This window comes from Halobellus ordinarius (assembly GCF_031823395.1).
GTDB classification, from domain to species: Archaea; Halobacteriota; Halobacteria; order Halobacteriales; family Haloferacaceae; genus Haloquadratum; species Haloquadratum ordinarius.
In genome coordinates, this window is record NZ_JAVQKJ010000003.1 from 215,155 (window position 1) to 232,752 (window position 17,598).

21 protein-coding genes are annotated in these 17,598 nt (G+C 64.9%); 12 read left to right on the forward strand and 9 right to left on the reverse strand.

All coding sequences use genetic code 11. The annotated features are described in order from the left end of the window. Window positions 1–153: 153 nt before the first annotated feature. Together RJT48_RS04495 and RJT48_RS04500 are read left to right on the forward strand one after the other, a co-directional pair. A complete protein-coding gene (locus tag RJT48_RS04495; RefSeq protein ID WP_311171048.1) occupies window positions 154–1,383 on the forward strand; it encodes a molybdopterin molybdotransferase MoeA in 1,230 nt (409 codons plus the stop codon). A gap of 34 nt (window positions 1,384–1,417) precedes the next feature. Beyond that, window positions 1,418–2,191 (forward strand): nucleotidyltransferase family protein, encoded by a 774-nt coding sequence (locus RJT48_RS04500; protein WP_311171049.1) that lies wholly within the window; start codon window positions 1,418–1,420, stop codon window positions 2,189–2,191. Between the two features lie 73 nt (window positions 2,192–2,264). Here RJT48_RS04500 and RJT48_RS04505 read toward each other — a convergent pair whose 3' ends face one another. The 3 genes from RJT48_RS04505 to RJT48_RS04515 all read right to left on the reverse strand — a co-directional run bounded on the left by RJT48_RS04505 (window position 2,265) and on the right by RJT48_RS04515 (window position 4,197). Continuing rightward, window positions 2,265–2,423 carry an AbrB/MazE/SpoVT family DNA-binding domain-containing protein gene (locus RJT48_RS04505; RefSeq protein WP_311171050.1) on the reverse strand — a complete coding sequence of 53 codons (159 nt, stop codon included), beginning with the start codon at window positions 2,421–2,423 and terminating at the stop codon, window positions 2,265–2,267. Window positions 2,424–2,506: 83 nt separating this feature from the next. Then, the gene (locus RJT48_RS04510) at window positions 2,507–2,782 is read right to left on the reverse strand and encodes a hypothetical protein (RefSeq protein WP_311171051.1); all 276 of its coding nucleotides are present in this window, start codon (window positions 2,780–2,782) and stop codon (window positions 2,507–2,509) included. Window positions 2,783–2,982: 200 nt separating this feature from the next. Continuing rightward, window positions 2,983–4,197 (reverse strand): outer membrane protein assembly factor BamB family protein, encoded by a 1,215-nt coding sequence (locus tag RJT48_RS04515; protein WP_311171052.1) that lies wholly within the window; start codon window positions 4,195–4,197, stop codon window positions 2,983–2,985. A gap of 195 nt (window positions 4,198–4,392) precedes the next feature. Between RJT48_RS04515 and RJT48_RS04520 the strand changes: the two genes are divergently transcribed. Both RJT48_RS04520 and RJT48_RS04525 read left to right on the forward strand, forming a co-directional pair. After that, window positions 4,393–4,644 carry a hypothetical protein gene (locus RJT48_RS04520; protein ID WP_311171053.1) on the forward strand — a complete coding sequence of 84 codons (252 nt, stop codon included), beginning with the start codon at window positions 4,393–4,395 and terminating at the stop codon, window positions 4,642–4,644. 48 nt (window positions 4,645–4,692) lie between these two features. Beyond that, window positions 4,693–5,829, forward strand: coding sequence for a cobalamin-independent methionine synthase II family protein (locus tag RJT48_RS04525; RefSeq protein WP_311171054.1), 1,137 nt, complete (start codon window positions 4,693–4,695; stop codon window positions 5,827–5,829). A 168-nt stretch (window positions 5,830–5,997) separates the two neighbouring features. Here the strand turns inward: RJT48_RS04525 and RJT48_RS04530 are convergent, their stop codons facing one another. Both RJT48_RS04530 and RJT48_RS04535 read right to left on the reverse strand, forming a co-directional pair. Further along, a complete protein-coding gene (locus RJT48_RS04530; RefSeq protein ID WP_311171055.1) occupies window positions 5,998–6,732 on the reverse strand; it encodes a DICT sensory domain-containing protein in 735 nt (244 codons plus the stop codon). Between the two features lie 2 nt (window positions 6,733–6,734). Beyond that, the gene (locus tag RJT48_RS04535; protein WP_311171056.1) at window positions 6,735–7,130 is read right to left on the reverse strand and encodes a DUF7344 domain-containing protein; all 396 of its coding nucleotides are present in this window, start codon (window positions 7,128–7,130) and stop codon (window positions 6,735–6,737) included. Window positions 7,131–7,253: 123 nt separating this feature from the next. On the opposite strand from RJT48_RS04535, the gene RJT48_RS04540 reads away from it, so the two are divergent. Further along, on the forward strand, window positions 7,254–7,493 hold the full coding sequence (locus RJT48_RS04540) for a DUF2061 domain-containing protein (RefSeq protein WP_311171057.1): 240 nt from the start codon (window positions 7,254–7,256) through the stop codon (window positions 7,491–7,493). Window positions 7,494–7,519: 26 nt separating this feature from the next. Here the strand turns inward: RJT48_RS04540 and RJT48_RS04545 are convergent, their stop codons facing one another. Next, entirely contained in the window at window positions 7,520–8,326 is an 807-nt protein-coding gene (locus RJT48_RS04545) for a shikimate dehydrogenase (RefSeq protein ID WP_311171058.1), read from the reverse strand. Window positions 8,327–8,463: 137 nt separating this feature from the next. Between RJT48_RS04545 and RJT48_RS04550 the strand changes: the two genes are divergently transcribed. Next, window positions 8,464–9,786, forward strand: a complete 1,323-nt coding sequence (locus RJT48_RS04550) for a sodium:calcium antiporter (RefSeq protein ID WP_311171059.1) — start codon at window positions 8,464–8,466, stop codon at window positions 9,784–9,786. 56 nt (window positions 9,787–9,842) lie between these two features. Here the strand turns inward: RJT48_RS04550 and RJT48_RS04555 are convergent, their stop codons facing one another. Continuing rightward, the gene (locus RJT48_RS04555) at window positions 9,843–10,745 is read right to left on the reverse strand and encodes a glycosyltransferase family 2 protein (protein ID WP_311171060.1); all 903 of its coding nucleotides are present in this window, start codon (window positions 10,743–10,745) and stop codon (window positions 9,843–9,845) included. 195 nt (window positions 10,746–10,940) lie between these two features. After that, entirely contained in the window at window positions 10,941–11,663 is a 723-nt protein-coding gene (locus tag RJT48_RS04560) for a class I SAM-dependent methyltransferase (RefSeq protein ID WP_311171061.1), read from the reverse strand. Between the two features lie 187 nt (window positions 11,664–11,850). Between RJT48_RS04560 and RJT48_RS04565 the strand changes: the two genes are divergently transcribed. The 6 genes from RJT48_RS04565 to RJT48_RS04590 all read left to right on the forward strand — a co-directional run bounded on the left by RJT48_RS04565 (window position 11,851) and on the right by RJT48_RS04590 (window position 16,349). Beyond that, window positions 11,851–12,123 (forward strand): MarR family transcriptional regulator, encoded by a 273-nt coding sequence (locus tag RJT48_RS04565; RefSeq protein ID WP_311171062.1) that lies wholly within the window; start codon window positions 11,851–11,853, stop codon window positions 12,121–12,123. Window positions 12,124–12,269: 146 nt separating this feature from the next. Next, on the forward strand, window positions 12,270–13,049 hold the full coding sequence (locus RJT48_RS04570) for an MBL fold metallo-hydrolase (RefSeq protein WP_311171343.1): 780 nt from the start codon (window positions 12,270–12,272) through the stop codon (window positions 13,047–13,049). A 76-nt stretch (window positions 13,050–13,125) separates the two neighbouring features. Further along, window positions 13,126–13,884 carry a YkgJ family cysteine cluster protein gene (locus RJT48_RS04575; RefSeq protein WP_311171063.1) on the forward strand — a complete coding sequence of 253 codons (759 nt, stop codon included), beginning with the start codon at window positions 13,126–13,128 and terminating at the stop codon, window positions 13,882–13,884. Between the two features lie 77 nt (window positions 13,885–13,961). Next, on the forward strand, window positions 13,962–14,351 hold the full coding sequence (locus RJT48_RS04580) for a hypothetical protein (protein ID WP_311171064.1): 390 nt from the start codon (window positions 13,962–13,964) through the stop codon (window positions 14,349–14,351). 76 nt (window positions 14,352–14,427) lie between these two features. After that, window positions 14,428–14,880, forward strand: a complete 453-nt coding sequence (locus RJT48_RS04585) for a TIGR00725 family protein (RefSeq protein ID WP_311171065.1) — start codon at window positions 14,428–14,430, stop codon at window positions 14,878–14,880. 422 nt (window positions 14,881–15,302) lie between these two features. After that, a complete protein-coding gene (locus RJT48_RS04590; RefSeq protein ID WP_311171066.1) occupies window positions 15,303–16,349 on the forward strand; it encodes a PAS domain-containing sensor histidine kinase in 1,047 nt (348 codons plus the stop codon). An 84-nt stretch (window positions 16,350–16,433) separates the two neighbouring features. Here RJT48_RS04590 and dph2 read toward each other — a convergent pair whose 3' ends face one another. Further along, window positions 16,434–17,465 carry a diphthamide biosynthesis enzyme Dph2 gene (gene dph2 / locus RJT48_RS04595; RefSeq protein WP_311171067.1) on the reverse strand — a complete coding sequence of 344 codons (1,032 nt, stop codon included), beginning with the start codon at window positions 17,463–17,465 and terminating at the stop codon, window positions 16,434–16,436. Window positions 17,466–17,598: the final 133 nt, after the last annotated feature.

Consider the following 17,598-nt stretch of genomic DNA (forward strand, 5'->3'; position numbering starts at 1 on the left):
CGCTGTGTCCGGTCAGTCGATCGTCGGTCGCTATCTTTTAAGTGACTGCACTATGTGCACACTATTAACGCGTACGATGGTTACAGATAGATCCCCAATAAATGTTTGTGTTATTGGCTCGGTGCGACCGACTGACACGACGGGTGCGCGGCGATGACCGGCGCGGGCGGCCACGACCACGACGATCTGATCGGCTGGGACGACGGCGCCCAGCGGGTGCAGGAACTCCGTGACCGGTGGTTACCACGCTTAGGGACCGAGACTGTCGGCCTCGGCGAGATCGCCGGGCGTGCCCTCGCGGAACCGATCGACGCGCCGACCGACGTCCCGGCGTGGAGCCACTCGACGATGGACGGGTTCGCGTTCGACGCGACCGAGGAGTACCCGCTTTCGGTTGTCGAGGCCGACGTGTTCCCGGAGGACGATCCGCCGAGGATCGAGTCCGGGGAGGCGGTCCGGATCGCGACCGGCGCGCCGCTCCCGCCGTCGGCGAACGCGGTGCTCAAACGCGAGGAAGCCTCGGTCGAGGACGGGCAACTCACCGGGACCGACCTCGACCCCGGGACGTACGTCTACGAGCGCGGGAGCAACGTCGCCGAGGGCGAACGGCTGTTTGCGGCCGGCGAGCGGCTCGGCCCGAAGGACGCGATCCTCCTGGGTGATCTCGGTATCGAGCGCGTCACGGTCCGCGAGCGGTTCGACGTCGGCCTGCTTGCGACCGGCACGGAGATCCACGAGGGGCGACACACGGACCTCGACTCGCCGATGCTCGCGGGACTTGTCCGGTCGTGGGGCCACGACGCCACCTACGAGGGGACCGTTCCGGACGAGTACGACCGCGTCGAGTCAAGGATCGAGGAACTGGCCCGCGAGTACGACGTGGTCGTGACGACCGGCGGGACGAGCGTCGGCGACAAGGACTACGTGATCCGGGCGCTGGAGTCGCTCGGCGAGGTGCTCTTCCACCGCGTGCGGCTCCGCCCCGGCAAACCGATCGCGGTCGCGGAACTCGAAGCCCACGACGCGGTCGCCTTCGCGATCCCCGGCAAGCCCGTCGGCGCCCACGCGGTCACGTCGCTCGTCGCCCGTCCCTTCTTCACGGGCACCGCGTCGCTGTCGACGATCGACGCGGAGATGGCTCGGGACGTGGACATCACGACCCCCGGGTTCGCGTACGCCATCCCGGTCACGCTCGACGACGGGACGGCGATGCCCCTCGGGCACGCGGACTCGCAGCTTTCGGTCTACGAGACGGCCTTCGATCCGAGCGTCCTCTCGTCGAGCACCCGCGCGACTCGGGCGGACGGCTTCGTGCTCACCGAATCCGGCGTCGATCGCGACGAGACGGTCGAGGTGGTCCCCTATCCCGTCGTGGAACGATGATCCGGACAGTGGCGACCCGGTCGCCAACTCGGCGATGAGCGAGGGGCCCGATCACGCGACGACCGACGAGGGCCCCGATCACGCGACGACCGACGAGGGCCCCGATCACGCGACGACCGACGAGGGCCCCGATCACGCGACGACCGACGAGGGCCCCGATCACGCGACGACCGACGAGGGGCTGCCGATCGTCGCGCCGCCGTTCGAAGAACGGAAGGGAGGTGACCACGCCCGCGTCGGGGGTGTTCTCCTCGCCGCGGGCACGAGCGATCGCTTCGGCGACCGGAACAAACTGCTCGCGACCGTCGACGGCGACGCGCTGGTCCGGCACGCGGCGCGGACACTCGTCGACGCAGGCGTCGATCCGATCGTCGCGGTCGTCGGCCACGACGCCGAGGACGTGACTGCCGCGCTGGGCGGACTCGACGTCGAGACGGTCCCCAATCCCGCGTACGCGCAGGGACAGTCCTCGTCGGTGCGCGTCGGGATCACTGCCCTCGAAGACCGATCGACGAGTGTCGACGCTGCAGTACTCGCTCTCGGAGATATGCCGTTCGTCGACCCCGCGACTGTCGAGGCGCTCGTCGCCGCCTACGAGGCCGGCGTCGGCGACGCCCTCGCGGCCGCCTACGACGGCGTTCGCGGTAACCCGGTCCTGTTCGATCGTCGCTTCTTCGCCGACCTCACCGACGTCGAGGGCGACGTCGGCGGGCGCAAAATCCTGCTTGAGAGCGACGACAGCGCGTGCGTGGCAGTGTCGGACGAGGGAGTTCGCCACGATATCGACGAGCCGACGGATCTGCCGTAGTCGATGAGCGGCGCAATTTTGCGTCGGGACCCGACGGCGAGCGAACGCGGTCGTGTCTGGTTCGGCGACTCGCTCACTCGCTTTCGGGCTCGAGTTTTTCGACGATGATCCGGCCGTCCTCGACGTGCCACTCGATGCGATCGCCGGCGCCGACGTCGAGGAAGTTCCGGACGGGCTTGGGGACCGTCGTCAGGTTCTTCTCGGAGACTTTCGTATCGGTTAGATTGCCCATAGTCTCCCATATCCCGTAGTTCATACATAGTTTACGCTATGTCCCACGCGCGGATCGGTGGCAAGTACCCACGACCGGCCGGACTATACCGAGGACTTCCAGCGGTGGGCGCCCCCGTCGGAGGCCTTCTCGAAGTCCAGGTTGTACCGATTGGAGTTCAACAGAGTCTCACCCGGCCGGTACGTGCCGTCGCCGGCCGCCCGTAACACCCCACGTTCCGCGAGCGTGGACAGCACGTCGCGGACGGTCCGTTCCCGCCCCTCGACCAGGTTCGCTTCCTCGATGACGGCATCGACGTCGACGCGCCCCGTGAGCATCGCAAGCCGGATCGCCGCCACCCATGCAGGCTCCCGATTCATTTCCCGACACATACTCGCTACTGGGAGGAACTATTTCGACTGAGTTAGGTTTTTGGGAACGGGGCGAAAACGCCGTATTGCGATTTGCGTTCCAGACCCGTTACGACGATCCGGACGTGGAAACGTATCCACTTACTCGATATCTCCCGCTGAAGTGGGGATGGGCGGGGTGGAGCGCTGCCGGACCGCGGTTCCTCGGCTCAGTCTGCCCCGTCGTATACGCTCGTCTCCGTGTCGGTCAAGGCGTAGACGGCCCCCTCCGTCCCGACGTAGACGCCGGTGGCTGCCCCTGCGAGGGCCGTGATCTGCGAGTCGAACCGCCGGTCGACGACCCGATTCCGAGCCGTATCGTAGCCCAGGAGTCTGTTCTCGGTCCCGAGATAGACCACGTCGCCGACGGCGACGGGACCGGTCACATCGCGGGACCGACCCGGAATCTCGGTCTCCCAACGGAGCGCCCCCTCGAGCGTCGTGGCGGTCAGCTTCGCGCCGTGCTCTGCGGTGCAGTAGATGCCGTCGTCCGTGACGACCGGCGGCGCGTCCGGCAAGTAGTCGCTGATGCCGGCACTCTCGAACGCGCCGTCGGGGCCCAGTTCGATCCGCTGGTAACTCTGTTCTTCGTACAGTACCGTCGAGTCCGCCACGCAGTCCCAGATGTAGATGCCCGCGGACGTCGGGACGATCGGCGGCGACAGATCGAAGTGGATCGGGATCTCGTACGCGGGGTCGAGCGCCCCCACGCCCTCCGTGATGGTGACGGTGTCCGCCATGTGTTCGGGAAACTGCTCGCTCGTGGCGATGTAGACGTTCGACGACGGAATCTTCGACGAGACGAGCGACCGGTAGTCCGCGCTGAGCGGCGGGACGACGGAGCCGTCGAGATCGGGTGCCCATATCACCGGGTCGTCGGGGTGGACCTCGTACTGGACGGCTCTGAGGTCGCGCTCGCCCTCCACCCCGGTCGTCACGTAGTAACACCCGGCCTCCGGTGGGTTGCAGAGCGCGCCCCCGGCCCCGATGTCGGCGTCGATCTCGCAGTCGACCGTAGAATCGACTGTGTACGGGCGAGTCCCCCTGGGTGTCGCCTTCAGTTGGACAACGCCGTCCGGGGTCGCGAGGACGACGTACCTGTCGTCGTCCTCGTATTCGACCGAGTCCACGAAGAACCCACACGCTGGCGCGGCCTCCGTGTACCGCCACACCTGCTGGCCAGTCGCGGCGTCGAGCACCGAGAGGCCGTCGGTCCGGCCGACGTACACCTGTCCGTCTGCGACCCGAATCCCGTTCGAGAGCACGTCGCCGCCGGCCAGTCCGACGGCCCACCGCTCTCCGGAGTGGGCGTCTCGAACGGGCCGGCCATCGGCGACTGCGGCAGTCCGTGTCGGGCCGCCCCTGTACCCGGTCCACTCACCCATCTGCGTTTCCTCCCGTCCGAGTTCCCCGCCTGGCCCGCTTCGAGTCGATGTACGGGGAGCATATCGTCTGCGACCTGCCTGTTCGGTGGCGCATACGTCCCATATTCCGGAACCCGACAAATAATTGGGGTGGTCGTCGACGTTCGCGCGGGACCCGTTGTGGGGTCCGTACGCTGGTTGTCGCCGGGGCGGTGAATGTCCCACCTCGACCGGAGCAACGCTTACAATCGCCGCGCCGCAATCGCGGCCATCGATCCGCGTGTTATGAAGAACAAAACGATTGTCGCCGCTGTCGGGGTGATCATCTTTGCCGTCAGTCTGTGGCTCCTGTCCGACCTCGCCGCACTGGTCTCGGTAGAAACACTGGCCCGCGCCGAAGTACTGGTGATGCTCGTTCCGACCGCCCTCGCGATCGGGTTCGCACTTCTCGTGTGGCTTCACTGGTGAGGGCTGCCTCCGACACCACTTTGTGACCCGGCCGTCTGGACACGATCAATGGCCGAACTCACGATCGAGACCACCCACGTCGGGAGCCTTCCGCGCTCCGAGCGGCTTCGCGCTCTTTTGACCGACTCGGACGACCGGGACGGCGCCGCGTTCGAGGCGGCCGTCGCCGAGTCGATCCGGGACGTGGTCCGCCGGCAGGCCGAGGTCGGTATCGACATCGCCAACGACGGCGAGCAGAGCCGGATCGCCTACTCGGTCGACGTCACCAACCGTCTCCGCGGGTTCGGCGAGGGGACCGTCGAGCGCGAGTGGCCCTCGGACCTCGATGACTTCCCGGACTACGCCGAGGAGCTCCTGGGCGATACGGAGAACATCGGCGGTCCCGTCGCACAGGAACCAATCGAGTACGTCGGCGAGGACGCGCTCCGCCGGGAACTGTCCCGGTTCGACGAGGCAGTCGCGGCCGAGGACGTCGAATTCCCGAGGCGCTTCCATACGGCCCCGTCGCCGGGGGCCGTCCTTCGGTTCACGGAGACGGCCTACCACGACTCCGACGAGGCGTACCTCTTCGATCTCGCGGACGCACTCCAGACCGAGTACGAAGTGATCGCCGAGACGGGGGCGATCCTCCAGATCGACGCGCCCGACCTGCTGGCGGGCTTTACGCTCACGTACAAGGACGACTCGGTCGACGAGTTCCGCGAGCGCGTGCGGACGCACATCGAGGCGCTGAACCGGGCTATCTCCGATATCCCGGACGAACAGATCCGCCTCCACGGCTGCTGGGGGAACTATCCGGGACCACACCATCGGGACGTCGAACTCGACGAGGTGATCGGCGCGTTCTACGAGGCCGAGGTCGGCGGCCTGGTGGTCGAGGGAGCGAACCCCCGGCACCAACACGAGTACCGCACCTTCGCGGAACATCCGCTCCCGGACGACTGGCGCCTGATCCCGGGCGTGATCGACGTGAAGACGAACATCGTCGAACACCCGGAGGTCGTCGCCGACCGCCTCGAACGGTTCGCCGACGCGGTCGGTGACCCCGAGCGGATCGTCGCCGGCGCGGACTGCGGCTTCGAGACGGTCGTCGAGGGCGCGAACGCGGTCCATCCGGCGATCGCCTGGAAGAAACTCGAAGCGCTCGTCGAGGGTGCGGACCTGGCAGCCGAACGGTTAGCCTGAACGACGGTCGGCGGTCGCACGACGGCCCAGTCAGTTGCCGGACGTCGTGTCGGATCGGACGAATGGACGAATCTGTGACCCTGTCGAATCCCTTCGCGACTGAGACAAACCGCGTGTTGAATACGGAGCGTGTAGGCAGTACGGCTAGAAGCCAGCATCCCAGTACAGTTAGAAGCCAGCATCCGCCTCTCTGGAGCCGGCTCCCCCTGCGGTAAGCGCCGTGACGACCTCCTCGACAAGCGCTGGATCATTCATCCAGAATCCAGTGTAGCCGTTCGAGTGCTCTCGGGCGACCAGCCCGCAGGCTTGGCTGTCAGTCGGCCCGCCGTCGTACGCGAGAGCCCAGTAGGGTTCGAACCGTTCGGCCTCCTCAGTGTGATAGCTGACCCCAGTGGTCGTTGGTGGGGTCCAATCGTCGCGGCCGTAGATGTGGATATCCAGCGTTGTTTCCGCTGCGAGTGTCCGATAGAGGTCTATCTGGGACCTGAACGTCGAGAGGGTCTGGAGACTCACCCGCAGCGTTCCCTCCCCCACGCGATAGGCGCGGTCTTCGATCTCCCGGCTGACCGCGAGGAGTTCGCGGCGGTGCATCCCGGAAACCACCGTCTGCTCGAGGACGTCAAAGAGCACCCGGTAGCCCTCGGAGATCCCGTCTCTGTCGCCAGGGCGGCGGATCGGCGGTTCAACCAGCCCCTCGATCGCGTCGATCCCGATGATCCCCACGACCTCGCCGGCGGTTTCGATTTCGAGGTACGGCTCCGGACCCCCAGGTGGCAGTGAGCGAGACTCAACGGCGACGCCGTGGTCTGCGAGCCACGCTTCGATTTCGGGTTGGGTACCACTCCGGTAGATGGTGAACTGATGCTCGCGATCTCGAAGTTCGGCAATCAAAGAGTCGAGCATCCTTACGGTTCTGGACGCTGCTCTGCCTCGATACTCCAGCGAATGATATCGGCGACGCGCGGGTGCAGCGGTGCAATCTGGACGGATCCGTCCTGCGGATTGTAGTCGATCAGTCCCGCCTCGGCGAGGAGCGGCAAGTGATTGTGGACCAGGGTGAGGCGAAGTTCCGACCGATCCGCTGACGTGTGCATCGTCCCTGTTGTCGTCGTGTTCCATCCGCCGAGAACAGTAGCGAGTTCGACGACGCTGCTTTCTTCCTCCGCAAGCAAATAATAGAGGAGACGTCGACGCTGGGATGCCGCCAGCGCCCGGTAGAACTGATCTTCAGCCAATCGTGGCGGGAGATTTTCGTCTCCCACTCGATCGTCTCGTTGACGGCCGTCCAGTGTGTCTCCCATACGCTGCAACGACTCTTCCTAAATAAAAAATTATGCACTTTTTTCACCAAACAGGACTGTGCACGATAATCTATCCACTACGTCCCCCGGTGGTTACTTATCCGCACATTCCGCAGTAGCCGTATGCGTAGCGAGTGGTTCTCGCGGTCCGCGTTGCAGGCACGGAAGCGGGCGGTCGTCAAGACGCTCTGCTACCGGCTGGTGATGGTCTTCATCACCGTCATCGTCGCGTGGGTCGTCGTCGGCGACCTCGGCGACGCGGTGAACATCGGCCTCGTCGCCAACGTGGTCAAGACCGGCACCTACTACGTCTACGAGCGGGCCTGGGATCACATCTCGTGGGGCGTTACGACGCCGACGTAGCCAGGGCGCGATTCTTCCTTCCGCACTCAGTCGAGTTGCGCACGGAGCGCCTCGTTCATCGCGTCGACCGGCGCATCGCGACCGGTCCACCGCTCGAACGCCTCGACGCCCTGGAACAGCAGCATCCAGGCCCCGTCGACAGTGGTCGCGCCGGCTGATTCGGCCTCCCTGAGGAGCCGCGTTTCGATCGGGGTGTAGACGGCGTCCAGCACGGCCAGCCCCGCGTGGAGGTGCTCGGCCGGCACCGGCGTCTCGTCGTCGTTCGGTTCCATCCCGACGCTCGTCGCGTTGACGAGGAGGTCAGTCTCGGCGACTCGGCCGAGCGTATCGAGTCCTCCGGCTGTCGCGCCGGGCACGTCGGCGGCGAGCGACTCCGCGCGCTCGACCGTCCGGTTCGCGATGTGGACGGACGCCCCGGCGTCGGCGAGGGCGAACGCCGCCCCGCGGCCTGCGCCGCCCGCGCCGACAACGACGGCGTCGTGGCCGTCGATCACGACGTCGTGATGAGTCAGCGCCCGCTCGACGCCCGCGACGTCGGTGTTGTACCCTTTGGGCGTCGCCCCCGAGAAATCGATCGTGTTCACGGCGCCGACGCGACGGGCGACGTCGTCCGGGTCGACCGCGTCGAGAACGTCCTGCTTGAACGGGATCGTGACGTTCAGCCCCGCGATCCCGAGCGTGGCCGCGCTTTCCACCGCCTCGGCGGCGGCGTCGGGTGCGGGCTCGAAGGTGACGTAGCGTGCGTCGAGCCCGAGCGCCTCGTAGGCCGCCTCGTGCATCGGCGGCGACAGGGAGTGTTCGACGGGATTTCCGAGTAGTCCGAATACCTGCATACGAACGCGTCAACCCGCGACCGAATTAAAGGGTGGTTCGGCGGCCAGTCTCTCGGGGCCTCGGGTGGTGCCCGTGGCAGGGCTATGGTCGCCGTCGAACCGCAAGAGATAGGCCACACAAGGGCCGACCATCGGTGATGACCTCGCGTCTGCGCCACCCGCTCGCAGCCGTCGTCGCCAGTGTCGCGTTGACGCTTCCCTGGGTCTCCTCGTGGGCGAGCGGGGTTTCGCTCGGCTTCGGCCCGACGACAGTCGTCGGCGTCAGCGGTCTGGCGGTCCTGGGGGCGTCCTTTCTTCTCGCGTGGGGCGCCGAAACCGCCGAAAAGGACGTCCCGCGGGCGTTCGCGATCGCGGTCCTGGCGGTGCTCGCTGTCGCCCCGGAGTACGCTGTCGACGCCCTCTACGCGTGGCAGGCGGCGACCGATCCCTCGAAAGCGAATCTCGCAGTCGCCAATATGACCGGCGCGAACCGCATTCTGATCGGCCTCGGGTGGTCGGGCATCGCGCTCTTTTCCATCTACAAGGCGACCACCGGCTCCCGGGCCGATACGAGCGTCGTCGACAACGACGGGAGACTCCGTGACGCGGTGAAACTCGACCCGGATATCTCCACGGAGATCCTCTTTCTGTTCCTCGCGACCGTCTTCGCCTTCTTCGTCCCGCTGAACGGCGGGATCGACGCCATCGACACGATCGTGCTCGTTGGGCTGTACGTCACCTACATCGCGATCATCATCCGGGGCGACGTCGAGGAGATCGAGGATCAGATCGGCGTCCCGGCGTACTTCCAGGCGACCGCACGGCGGGTCCGCGTGCCGATCGTCCTCGCGCTGTTCGTCTACTCGGGATTTCTCATCTTCACCGCCGTCGAACCGTTCGCACACGGGCTGGAGGATCTGGGACTGCAGTTCGGGATCCCGGAGTTCTTTATGATCCAGTGGATCGCACCGCTGGCCTCCGAGAGTCCGGAACTCGTCATCACCGCCTACCTCGTGAACAAGGCGCGGTCGACGGCGGCGTTCAACGCGTTGATTTCCTCGAAACTGAACCAGTGGACGCTCCTGATCGGGACGCTTTCTGTGGTGTATAGCCTCTCTTTGGGCGCGTACGGCGTTCTGCCGTTCGACTTCAAACAGGCCGCCGAGATCTGGCTCACCGCCGCACAGAGCTTCTTCGCGATCGCGATCCTCGTGAACTTCCGGATCAGCGTCCGCGAAGCGGTCACCCTGCTCGTGCTCTTCCTCTCGCAGGTGATCTTCGAGTTCACGCTGATCCGGATTTATCCGGCAGCGATCGCCGAGCAGTACTCGATCTATCTGCTGCTGGCGTACACGGCCGTCTACCTGGTGCTCGGCGCCGGACTGCTCTTCGCCCGTCGCCGCTCGCTCCGCCGACTCGGGAAACTCACTGTGGCCAACATCCGGGGGACGCCGCTGCCGGAGCCCGATCGGGCGGATTAGCGTCGACCGGTGGGTCGGGACACCGCTGTCCGATCCGCGATCGAAAATCGCCGGGATTACCGCCAGTCGTACATCGCGACCGCCCGATCCGCGCGCTTCGAGCACCCGTGCGGGTTCCGCGCGGTCGTCCGGTCCCGCGCTCGGGCGACGAGGCCGTCGGACCAGCCGGTGGCGATCCCGACGACGACGTCCCGTCCCGTCCCGACCCAGCCCGACGGCGTCGCATCGCCCGCGAGCACCTCCCGGGCGGCGGCGAGGGCGTCCGCACCGGCGTGTGTGACGATGCGCCGGACGATCGTCGGACGGAGGCCGTAGTTCTTCACGAGCCGGTAGGCCAGCGCACGATATTTCCAGCCGTGGTCGCGCTCGCTGACGCCGCCGTCGGCCTCGTATTCGGTCTGGACGCACATCTCCGCTTGCCAGGAAACGTCGTACCCGGCCCCCGCGAGCCGGTGAGCGGCGTCGCGGGCACCGCCCGTTTCGAGATACTCGTCGAACCCGTCGAGTTCATCCAAAACGTCCGCCCGGAACGCCACGTTGCCGCCGTTGAAGTACGTGATCGATCGCCCGCGAATCTCACGGCTCTCCGGTTCGGTTGTCGTCATCCCGGCCGGCAGGGTCTCGTGGACCGGTCCTGTCGCGACCGCGGCGTCCGAAAGCCCCGTCTCGATGGCCTCCGGCCACGTCCCTTCGATCGCGAGGTCGTGCCGGAGGAACGCGATGACGTCGCCCGAAGCGGCGCGAATCCCCGCGTTTCGGGAGACGTTGAGTGTCCGATCCGAGACCTCGACGAGCACGTCGATATCGTCCCGGTCGCGGACCATCCCGGTGGTCCCGTCGGCCGACGGGCCGTTGACCACCACGATCTCCGCGTCGGGGGCACGGTCGGCGAGGACGTCGAGCGTGCCCGCGAGGTGATCCCGCCCGTTCAGTGTCGGGATCACTACCGAGAGCTCCATATTTTTCGGTCGGTGCACGAGAACTTAAATGTCGCACCTCGCCAGTTCCACGCCGAACCCGCCGCGAAAAGGTTCACGACTCCTGGAAGCAACGTCTCAGTCCGCTTTGTCACTCCCGGAAGCAACGTCTCAGTCCGCTTTGTCACTCCCGGAAGCAACGTCTCAGTCCGCTTTGTCACTCCCGGAAGCAACGTCTCAGTCCGCTTCGTCAGCGTCGACAGACGCCGTCCAGTAGGAGACCGACGCCAGCGCGTCGCCGACCGCGGTCGACCCGATGGTTGTGTCGAGGTCGCGGAACTCCTGGGCGACGTTGTTGGGAATCTTCCGATAGAACCCATACGGGAGGAGGAAGTCGTGTTCGGCGTTTACGAGCCGTAGCCCGGCATCGTCGAGCAGCCGATCGATCTGCTCTCTGGAGTACAGGTGCGATCCCATCGGGAGCAGCCAGTTGTAGACGACGCGGGCGCTCCGTCCGTTGAACGTATCGAAGAAGACGATGTCTTTCGAGACGCGAGCCATCTCCGCGAGGAACTTCGTCGGTGTCTCCGCGAGGTGGAAAAACCGCATCGCAAACACCGCATCGAAGTGGTCGTCGGGAAACGGGAGTCGGGCGGCGTCGCCGCGGAGGAATTCGATGTGATCCGCGACACCCGCGTCACGGGCCTTCTCCCGCCCCTGGGACAGCATCGCCGCGGAGATGTCGAGCCCGACGATGTTCGCCCCGCGGTCGGCCAGCAGCGCTGTGAACCGGCCGGTCCCACACGCGATTTCGAGCACGTCCAGGTCGTCGACCGGACCCAGCGCCTCGATAACGGCTCGCTTCTCGCGGCTGTCGATAAGTCTGCCGCCGCGGGAGAACCGCTTCGAGTCGTACTGCTGGGCGACGTCGTCGGCCTGATACCACTCCTTTCCTTTCACTACCTGTCCGTCCTCGCCCGCGGATTAAAACCGTACTGGATACGCGTCGGTCACACCCGGCCGCTCGCGGTTCCCGGCGACTTTCCTATTCGCCCCTGGTCACGACCTTATATGAGTATAAGGTCTACGGATTGTATTGTCACACTTGTAGGCAACCTTTACCAATTGGGGATGGATCTGTGGTCCTATGAGCACCAGTACCGCAGACCTCGACGGGGATGACCTCCTCTCGGAATCGGAGTACCGCGACCGCCTCCGCGAACTGCCGCCGAGCGCGAAGCTCGTCGCGAAAGTACTCGAAAGCGACGCGCCGCTCTCGCAGGGCCAGCTCGCCGAGGAGTCGCTCCTCCCGGATCGGACCGTCCGCTACGCACTCAACCGTCTGGAGGATGCGGAACTCGTGGGTTCGCGCTACAGCTTCCAGGACGCCCGCAAGCAGGTCTACTTCCTCAACACCTGACCACGCTGGTCGTGGTCGAATAGCACTGGAGCGGGTGCTGCCCCCATCAATCCGTCGAGGTCGCTACCGATGGACGACTGCGCGACGACAGCGTTTTTTCCCGACACACGCAACGATGAGCCGTGACTGGCTCTCCTCGCGCCGCGATTCCGATCCGCCGGGTTTCTGTTCCGGTTTCCGCATCAGTCCCGTCCGGTTCGACGAACGCGTATCTCGCGGGCAAGGACCCGGCACTCCTGATCGACCCAGCAGGCCGAACTGACGACCTCGACGAGGCTGTCACGGCCGCGAACGTCGAACACATTGCGGCTACACACGCCCACCCCGACCACGTCGGCGGCGTCGCGACGTACGCCGCAGAGACTGGTGCAACCGTCTGGTGTCGCCGCGGCCGCGAGGACCGATTTGCGGAGACGGCGGCGGTCGCGCCCGACCGGACGTTTCTCGAGGGGAGCGAACTGCCGATCGCCGGCGGGGTGGGCGTGATCGACGTCCCTGGCCACGCACCTGACCACGTCGCGTTCGAGACCGACGCCGGGACGTTCTGCGGGGACGTCGCAATCGCCGAGGGCAGCGTCGCCGTCGGCGCCCCCGAGGGTGACGTCCGGGCGTACCTCGTTGCGCTCCGGCGGCTCTACGCCCGGGATCCGCCGCGACTCTACCCCGGTCACGGACCGGTTATCGACGACCCGCGGGCGACCTGCGAGCGGCTCCTTCGCCGACGCCTCGACCGCGAACGGGAGATCCTGGCTGCGGTCCGTGACGGCGTTGACGAGGTCGATGCCATCCTCGATGCGGTCTACGATCGCGACCTCACGGGCGTTCGAAGGTTCGCCCGCGCGGCGGTCGTCGCCCACCTGGAGAAACTTGACGCGGAGAGGCACGTGGCATTCGATCGCGAGGGGGAAACCGTCAGGCTGCGGTGAGCACGCCGGCCGTCCCTGCCGGGGACGGGCCGCCCCGACCGGGAGGGTTTTGTCCGCGCCGCTGCGAGAGACGGCTATGAGCGACGCCCCGACGCTCGAGACGGAACTCGCCCGCGCCCGCGACCTGTCGGTGGCGACGCTGGCGGACGCGATCGAGTCGATCGGGTTCGAGTGCACGCGCTGTGGTGCGTGCTGTCGGGGCCATCCGAGCGAGGACGGCGACGACCACGAACCCCACACGGCGACAGTGTTCCCGGACGAAGTGCGGCGGTTGCAGGACGCCGCGAGTGAGACGACGGACGGCAGCGAGACTGGAACGAGCGAGGCGGCGGAGACTTACGACTGGCGGGACGTCGCCCGGCCGATGCCGTACGGCCTCGTCGGGGGCGACGAGGGCCCCGAGGGCGAGACGTTCGAGTGGGCGCTGCAGACCGACGCCTGCGGCGACTGCGTCTTCTACGAGGAGGTCGGTGAGCGCGCCGACGGCAGCCCGAAAGGCGCCTGCGGCGTCCACGAGGACCGGCCGCTCATCTGTGAGACGTACCCGTTCAGCGTCTCGCTCGGCGGGACGAGCCAGCCGATGGGCGAGGCCGTCGACGAGGCGGGGATCGTCCGCGCCCACGAGTGTGAGGGACTGGGCCGCGAGATCGACCGCGAGGACGCCGAGGAGTTGGCCGCCGCGCTGAAAGAGCGGGCAGTCCGGGAACTGACCGAAGCGATCGCCGTCCGCGACAACTACGAGCCGCAGGACGTCGACGGCGTGGTCGTCCACGACTCCGAGGGGGCAAAGCGACCCGACGGATCGCCCGTCGACGTTGACCGTCGCGGAGAATGACTGCTGCTTCTCCGAGTCCGCTCTGTGCTCCAGCGGTGCGTGGACTTCTTGTCGGCGAGGACTCAACGGCCGGTAAGATGACTGCCGGGCTCTTCGAGCAAATCGCGGCGGTGAACGAAGGTGACGAGGTTCAGATCACGCCGGCGACGGACGATCCCGATGTTTGGGGTTTCGACTTTGATCAGCCGATCGTCACCCGGGTCACAGCCGTTGACGAGGAGACGGTAGACGCGAGACAGAAAGACGTCGACGTCGAGGGGATCGTCGACCGCCGGGTCCTCCAGTTGGCGCCGCTGCCGGCGGACGACCGCCACGAGGGGTACGTGGTCGAAACGCGGAGTCCGGTCGTGGGAGACGAAACGGTCACACCCCTTCGGGCGCGTCAGCGACAGGGATCCGGCCCGAGCGACGGTCAGGACAGGTCCACGGAGGTCGGCCGGATCGAGGCAGTCGAGGTTCTGTCGTAACGCTTTCCTCGCGGGCGACTCGCACCCCCTCGTCAAAACCCGAAACCACTACTACCTCGCCCGACGACGCGCCGCTATGCGAGTCAGCGTCATCGGTGGCAGTACGATCGACGAGGCGGAGGCCGAAACCGCGGCCGCGCTCGGCCGGCACCTCGCCCGGCGCGGTCACACGGTCGTCTGCGGCGGCCTCGGCGGCGTGATGGAGGCGGTCTGTCGGGGCGCTGCCGAGGCCGATGGCCACACCATTGGGATTCTACCCGGCGACCGCCGGAACGACGCCAACGCCTTCGTCGACGAGGCCATCGCGACGGGACTCGGTCACGCGCGCAACGCGCTCGTGGTTATGAACGGCGACGCGGTCGTCGCTATCGACGGCGGCGGCGGCACGCTCTCGGAACTCGGCTACGCCGCCGTCTACGATCGGCCAGTCGCGGGAATCGGGACCCACGACGCGGCACATATCGAACCGGTCGAGACGGCGGAAGCGGCTGTCGAGTACGTCGAGGACGCGGTCGAAAATGGCGGGTAGGCCGGTTTCGACGGTCGAAATGACGCGTCGCGAGGAAGCAGTTCGAGCATACCGCGACGGACTGGGGCGCCTGCAGTTACTCCGAGGAGATTCAGAAGGCCTCCCACATCGAATAGGAACCGCTCAGTTCAGTGCGTTTACCGTACGATAGCATCCGGATTCGAAGGGGGTGAGCGATCGGTTCTTCGACGGCGACCGGCGGTCACTGTCGGGCTTTTTGGTGCAGATTTTTTGCGCGAGTGGTCGGCGAAGCCGACCCGAGCGGAAAAAAGGTGCGCAATTAGTTCTCTAGACTGATTCGGTGGGGAGACCGTGAAATATGAGGTTGGAATCAGACAATACAGAGAATTTACCTTGACTCCCGGCATTGCGCCTCTGTACGTAATTTTTTGTGTGCTACCTATCGACAGTAGGAAGAACAAATGAGTCCGTCCCAATCGCTCGATAAGGATGATTTTCGTTCGCTGATCGATTATCTCGATGGAATTGCTATCTGGGTTGTGTCTGATCCTGGTGAATTCGAGTATGTTAGTTCTGGCGCCGAGGATATTTGGGGAATCCCCGCTGAAGGATTACAGGAAGACCCAACTCGATTGATTGAAGCAACCCATCCCGATGATCGAGACCGGATTCGCTCCGAGATGGCGACACCTCCCGAACGAATAGAAGAGCAAGTGTATGAAGGCCGGGCTGTCCACCCAGATGGAACAGTCCGATGGGTGTTGAACCGACAGATTCCTGTTCGAGATGATGATGGTGAACTACGCCATATCATAGGGATCTGTACGGATATTACAGAACAAAAGGAACGCGAACAGGAACTTGACGCGCTGAACCGGATTCTTCGGCACGACATTCGCAATGATATGAACATAATCATCGGTTGGGGAGAGTTACTGGAAGAGTATCTCGACGAGGGTGAGCAAGGGCCGTTAGAGAAAATCCTCTCAGCCGCGAATAATGTGATTGACCTCACAAAAGTGGCTCGTGAGTATGCTGAGGCAGTAGTACATCGGTCTGATATGGATGTGAAGCCCGTGTCTCTTTCCTCCGTCTTGCAGGATGAGGTTGACCTTCGAAAAGAAATGTTTCCACACGCAGAGTTCCACCTTCCAGATGAGATCCCGCAGGTCGAAGTGAAGGCAAATGAAATGCTCTCCTCGGTTTTTCGAAATCTACTGAATAATGCTGTGCAGCATAACGATAAGGACGAACCTGTTGTTGAGATTGAGATCGAATCGCTAAGTGATGAGGTAATTGTACGGATCGCAGATAACGGGCCAGGAATTTCGTCCGATGTAGAGGGGTCTCTGTTCGACGAGGGAGAAAAAGGGATGAGCAGTTCAGGAACAGGAATGGGATTGACGATTGTTCAGACGTTAGTAGAGCAATACGAAGGTGAAATACAGGTTACAGATAATACTCCTGCCGGGACTATTTTCCATATTCATCTCCCGAAAATCGGATAATCAGCACGTCGACTCTACGGACTGGTCCGCTTGCTTGCTACCTGAAACGAACACCGAGCCACGGTCTATGACGTCCTCGTTACGTCACCAGGTGCCGTGGAAGGTGTCGAACTCCAAGGAATCGAGCGGCTTGTCGCCGACGGCGATCCGGTACTCGCCGGGCGTGAGCATCGGCTTGTGGAACTGCGGGCCGTCGTCGGTCGTGATTCGGGGACAGCCGGTGTTGACGAACGCGTCCATATCGAAGTTCCGCAGGCGGTCCGGCGTCACCTCGTCCATCGTGATGAGGTAGGCGTCGTCGTTGTCCGCGATGATCTCCTCGGCGATCTCCATCCGGCCCTGCCCGATCTTCGTACAGAAGATGACGCCCCACTTCTGGGCGTCCATCGCCCGGTGAACCGCGCCGTAACGCTGCTTCATAAACTTCTCCGTGTCGGCGACGGTCACGACGTTGTTGACCGGGTCGGCGATCAGGACCTTCTTCTCGGGATGCTCCATCGCCAGCCCGAGCGGGTGGAACTTCCCGCCGCCGACGTACAGCACCTGGTCGGCGTCGATGTCCGCGGAGGCGTAGTTACACCCGAGCACCTGCCCCTCGTAGGTCAACCGTTCGTCCCCGCGGCGCGTGTGGACGTTGTAGTCGCGGTCTTCCAGCCACTCGACCATCTCGCCGAAGCGGTTCATGTGCTGGGCGGTCGTCACGAGGCCGACGTCCTCCTCGGGGAGGTCCTCGACGGCCTCCTCTAGGATCGGGAACGGGTCGACGTTCGAGAACAGCGGCACGTAGATGATCTTGTCGGACTCCTTCATCGGCGAGTGGCCGAAGTGGACGAAGACGTCCGTCCGGCGCATCAGATACGTATCGAGGTCACAGGCGCCGTAGCAGGGCTGTCCGGAGAGCAGGAAGGTCACGTTGTCGTCACACAGTTCCCGGAGGTCGTCGGCGACCGCCGGGCCGCGACGCTTCAGTCCCTCGGGGAACTGCAGTCCGACTCGTTTTGCGTCCCGTTCCTCGACCGCTTCGACGATGCGGTCGAGTTCGTAGTCCCACTCCCGGTCGTGCTTCAGCGACATCCCGGTGTTTCGGAGGTCTCCCTCCGTGGCGTCCTGGCTCATTACACCGTCATTGCCGACCGAGACGCATAACGCCGGCGGTTCCGAGACTCCGGAAAACGGCCCCGAGACGGAGTCTCGAAGACGAGTCGGCGGCGTCGCGGCGTCCGGCAGTTTGAAACGCGAGGCGGCCGTA

Excerpts from the sequence above, each read along its gene's own strand:
- RJT48_RS04515 (WP_311171052.1), bottom strand. The coding sequence starts at position 4,197 with ATGGGTGAGTGGACCGGGTACAGGGGCGGCCCGACACGGACTGCCGCA.
- dph2 (WP_311171067.1), bottom strand. The coding sequence starts at position 17,465 with ATGAGCCAGGACGCCACGGAGGGAGACCTCCGAAACACCGGGATGTCG.
- RJT48_RS04495 (WP_311171048.1), top strand. The coding sequence starts at position 154 with ATGACCGGCGCGGGCGGCCACGACCACGACGATCTGATCGGCTGGGAC.
- RJT48_RS04540 (WP_311171057.1), top strand. The coding sequence starts at position 7,254 with ATGCGTAGCGAGTGGTTCTCGCGGTCCGCGTTGCAGGCACGGAAGCGG.
- RJT48_RS04575 (WP_311171063.1), top strand. The coding sequence starts at position 13,126 with ATGAGCGACGCCCCGACGCTCGAGACGGAACTCGCCCGCGCCCGCGAC.
- RJT48_RS04525 (WP_311171054.1), top strand. The coding sequence starts at position 4,693 with ATGGCCGAACTCACGATCGAGACCACCCACGTCGGGAGCCTTCCGCGC.
- RJT48_RS04590 (WP_311171066.1), top strand. The coding sequence starts at position 15,303 with ATGAGTCCGTCCCAATCGCTCGATAAGGATGATTTTCGTTCGCTGATC.
- RJT48_RS04585 (WP_311171065.1), top strand. The coding sequence starts at position 14,428 with ATGCGAGTCAGCGTCATCGGTGGCAGTACGATCGACGAGGCGGAGGCC.
- RJT48_RS04500 (WP_311171049.1), top strand. The coding sequence starts at position 1,418 with ATGAGCGAGGGGCCCGATCACGCGACGACCGACGAGGGCCCCGATCAC.
- RJT48_RS04535 (WP_311171056.1), bottom strand. The coding sequence starts at position 7,130 with ATGGGAGACACACTGGACGGCCGTCAACGAGACGATCGAGTGGGAGAC.
- RJT48_RS04555 (WP_311171060.1), bottom strand. The coding sequence starts at position 10,745 with ATGGAGCTCTCGGTAGTGATCCCGACACTGAACGGGCGGGATCACCTC.
- RJT48_RS04545 (WP_311171058.1), bottom strand. The coding sequence starts at position 8,326 with ATGCAGGTATTCGGACTACTCGGAAATCCCGTCGAACACTCCCTGTCG.
- RJT48_RS04550 (WP_311171059.1), top strand. The coding sequence starts at position 8,464 with ATGACCTCGCGTCTGCGCCACCCGCTCGCAGCCGTCGTCGCCAGTGTC.
- RJT48_RS04520 (WP_311171053.1), top strand. The coding sequence starts at position 4,393 with ATGTCCCACCTCGACCGGAGCAACGCTTACAATCGCCGCGCCGCAATC.
- RJT48_RS04580 (WP_311171064.1), top strand. The coding sequence starts at position 13,962 with ATGACTGCCGGGCTCTTCGAGCAAATCGCGGCGGTGAACGAAGGTGAC.
- RJT48_RS04510 (WP_311171051.1), bottom strand. The coding sequence starts at position 2,782 with ATGAATCGGGAGCCTGCATGGGTGGCGGCGATCCGGCTTGCGATGCTC.
- RJT48_RS04565 (WP_311171062.1), top strand. The coding sequence starts at position 11,851 with ATGAGCACCAGTACCGCAGACCTCGACGGGGATGACCTCCTCTCGGAA.
- RJT48_RS04505 (WP_311171050.1), bottom strand. The coding sequence starts at position 2,423 with ATGGGCAATCTAACCGATACGAAAGTCTCCGAGAAGAACCTGACGACG.
- RJT48_RS04530 (WP_311171055.1), bottom strand. The coding sequence starts at position 6,732 with ATGCTCGACTCTTTGATTGCCGAACTTCGAGATCGCGAGCATCAGTTC.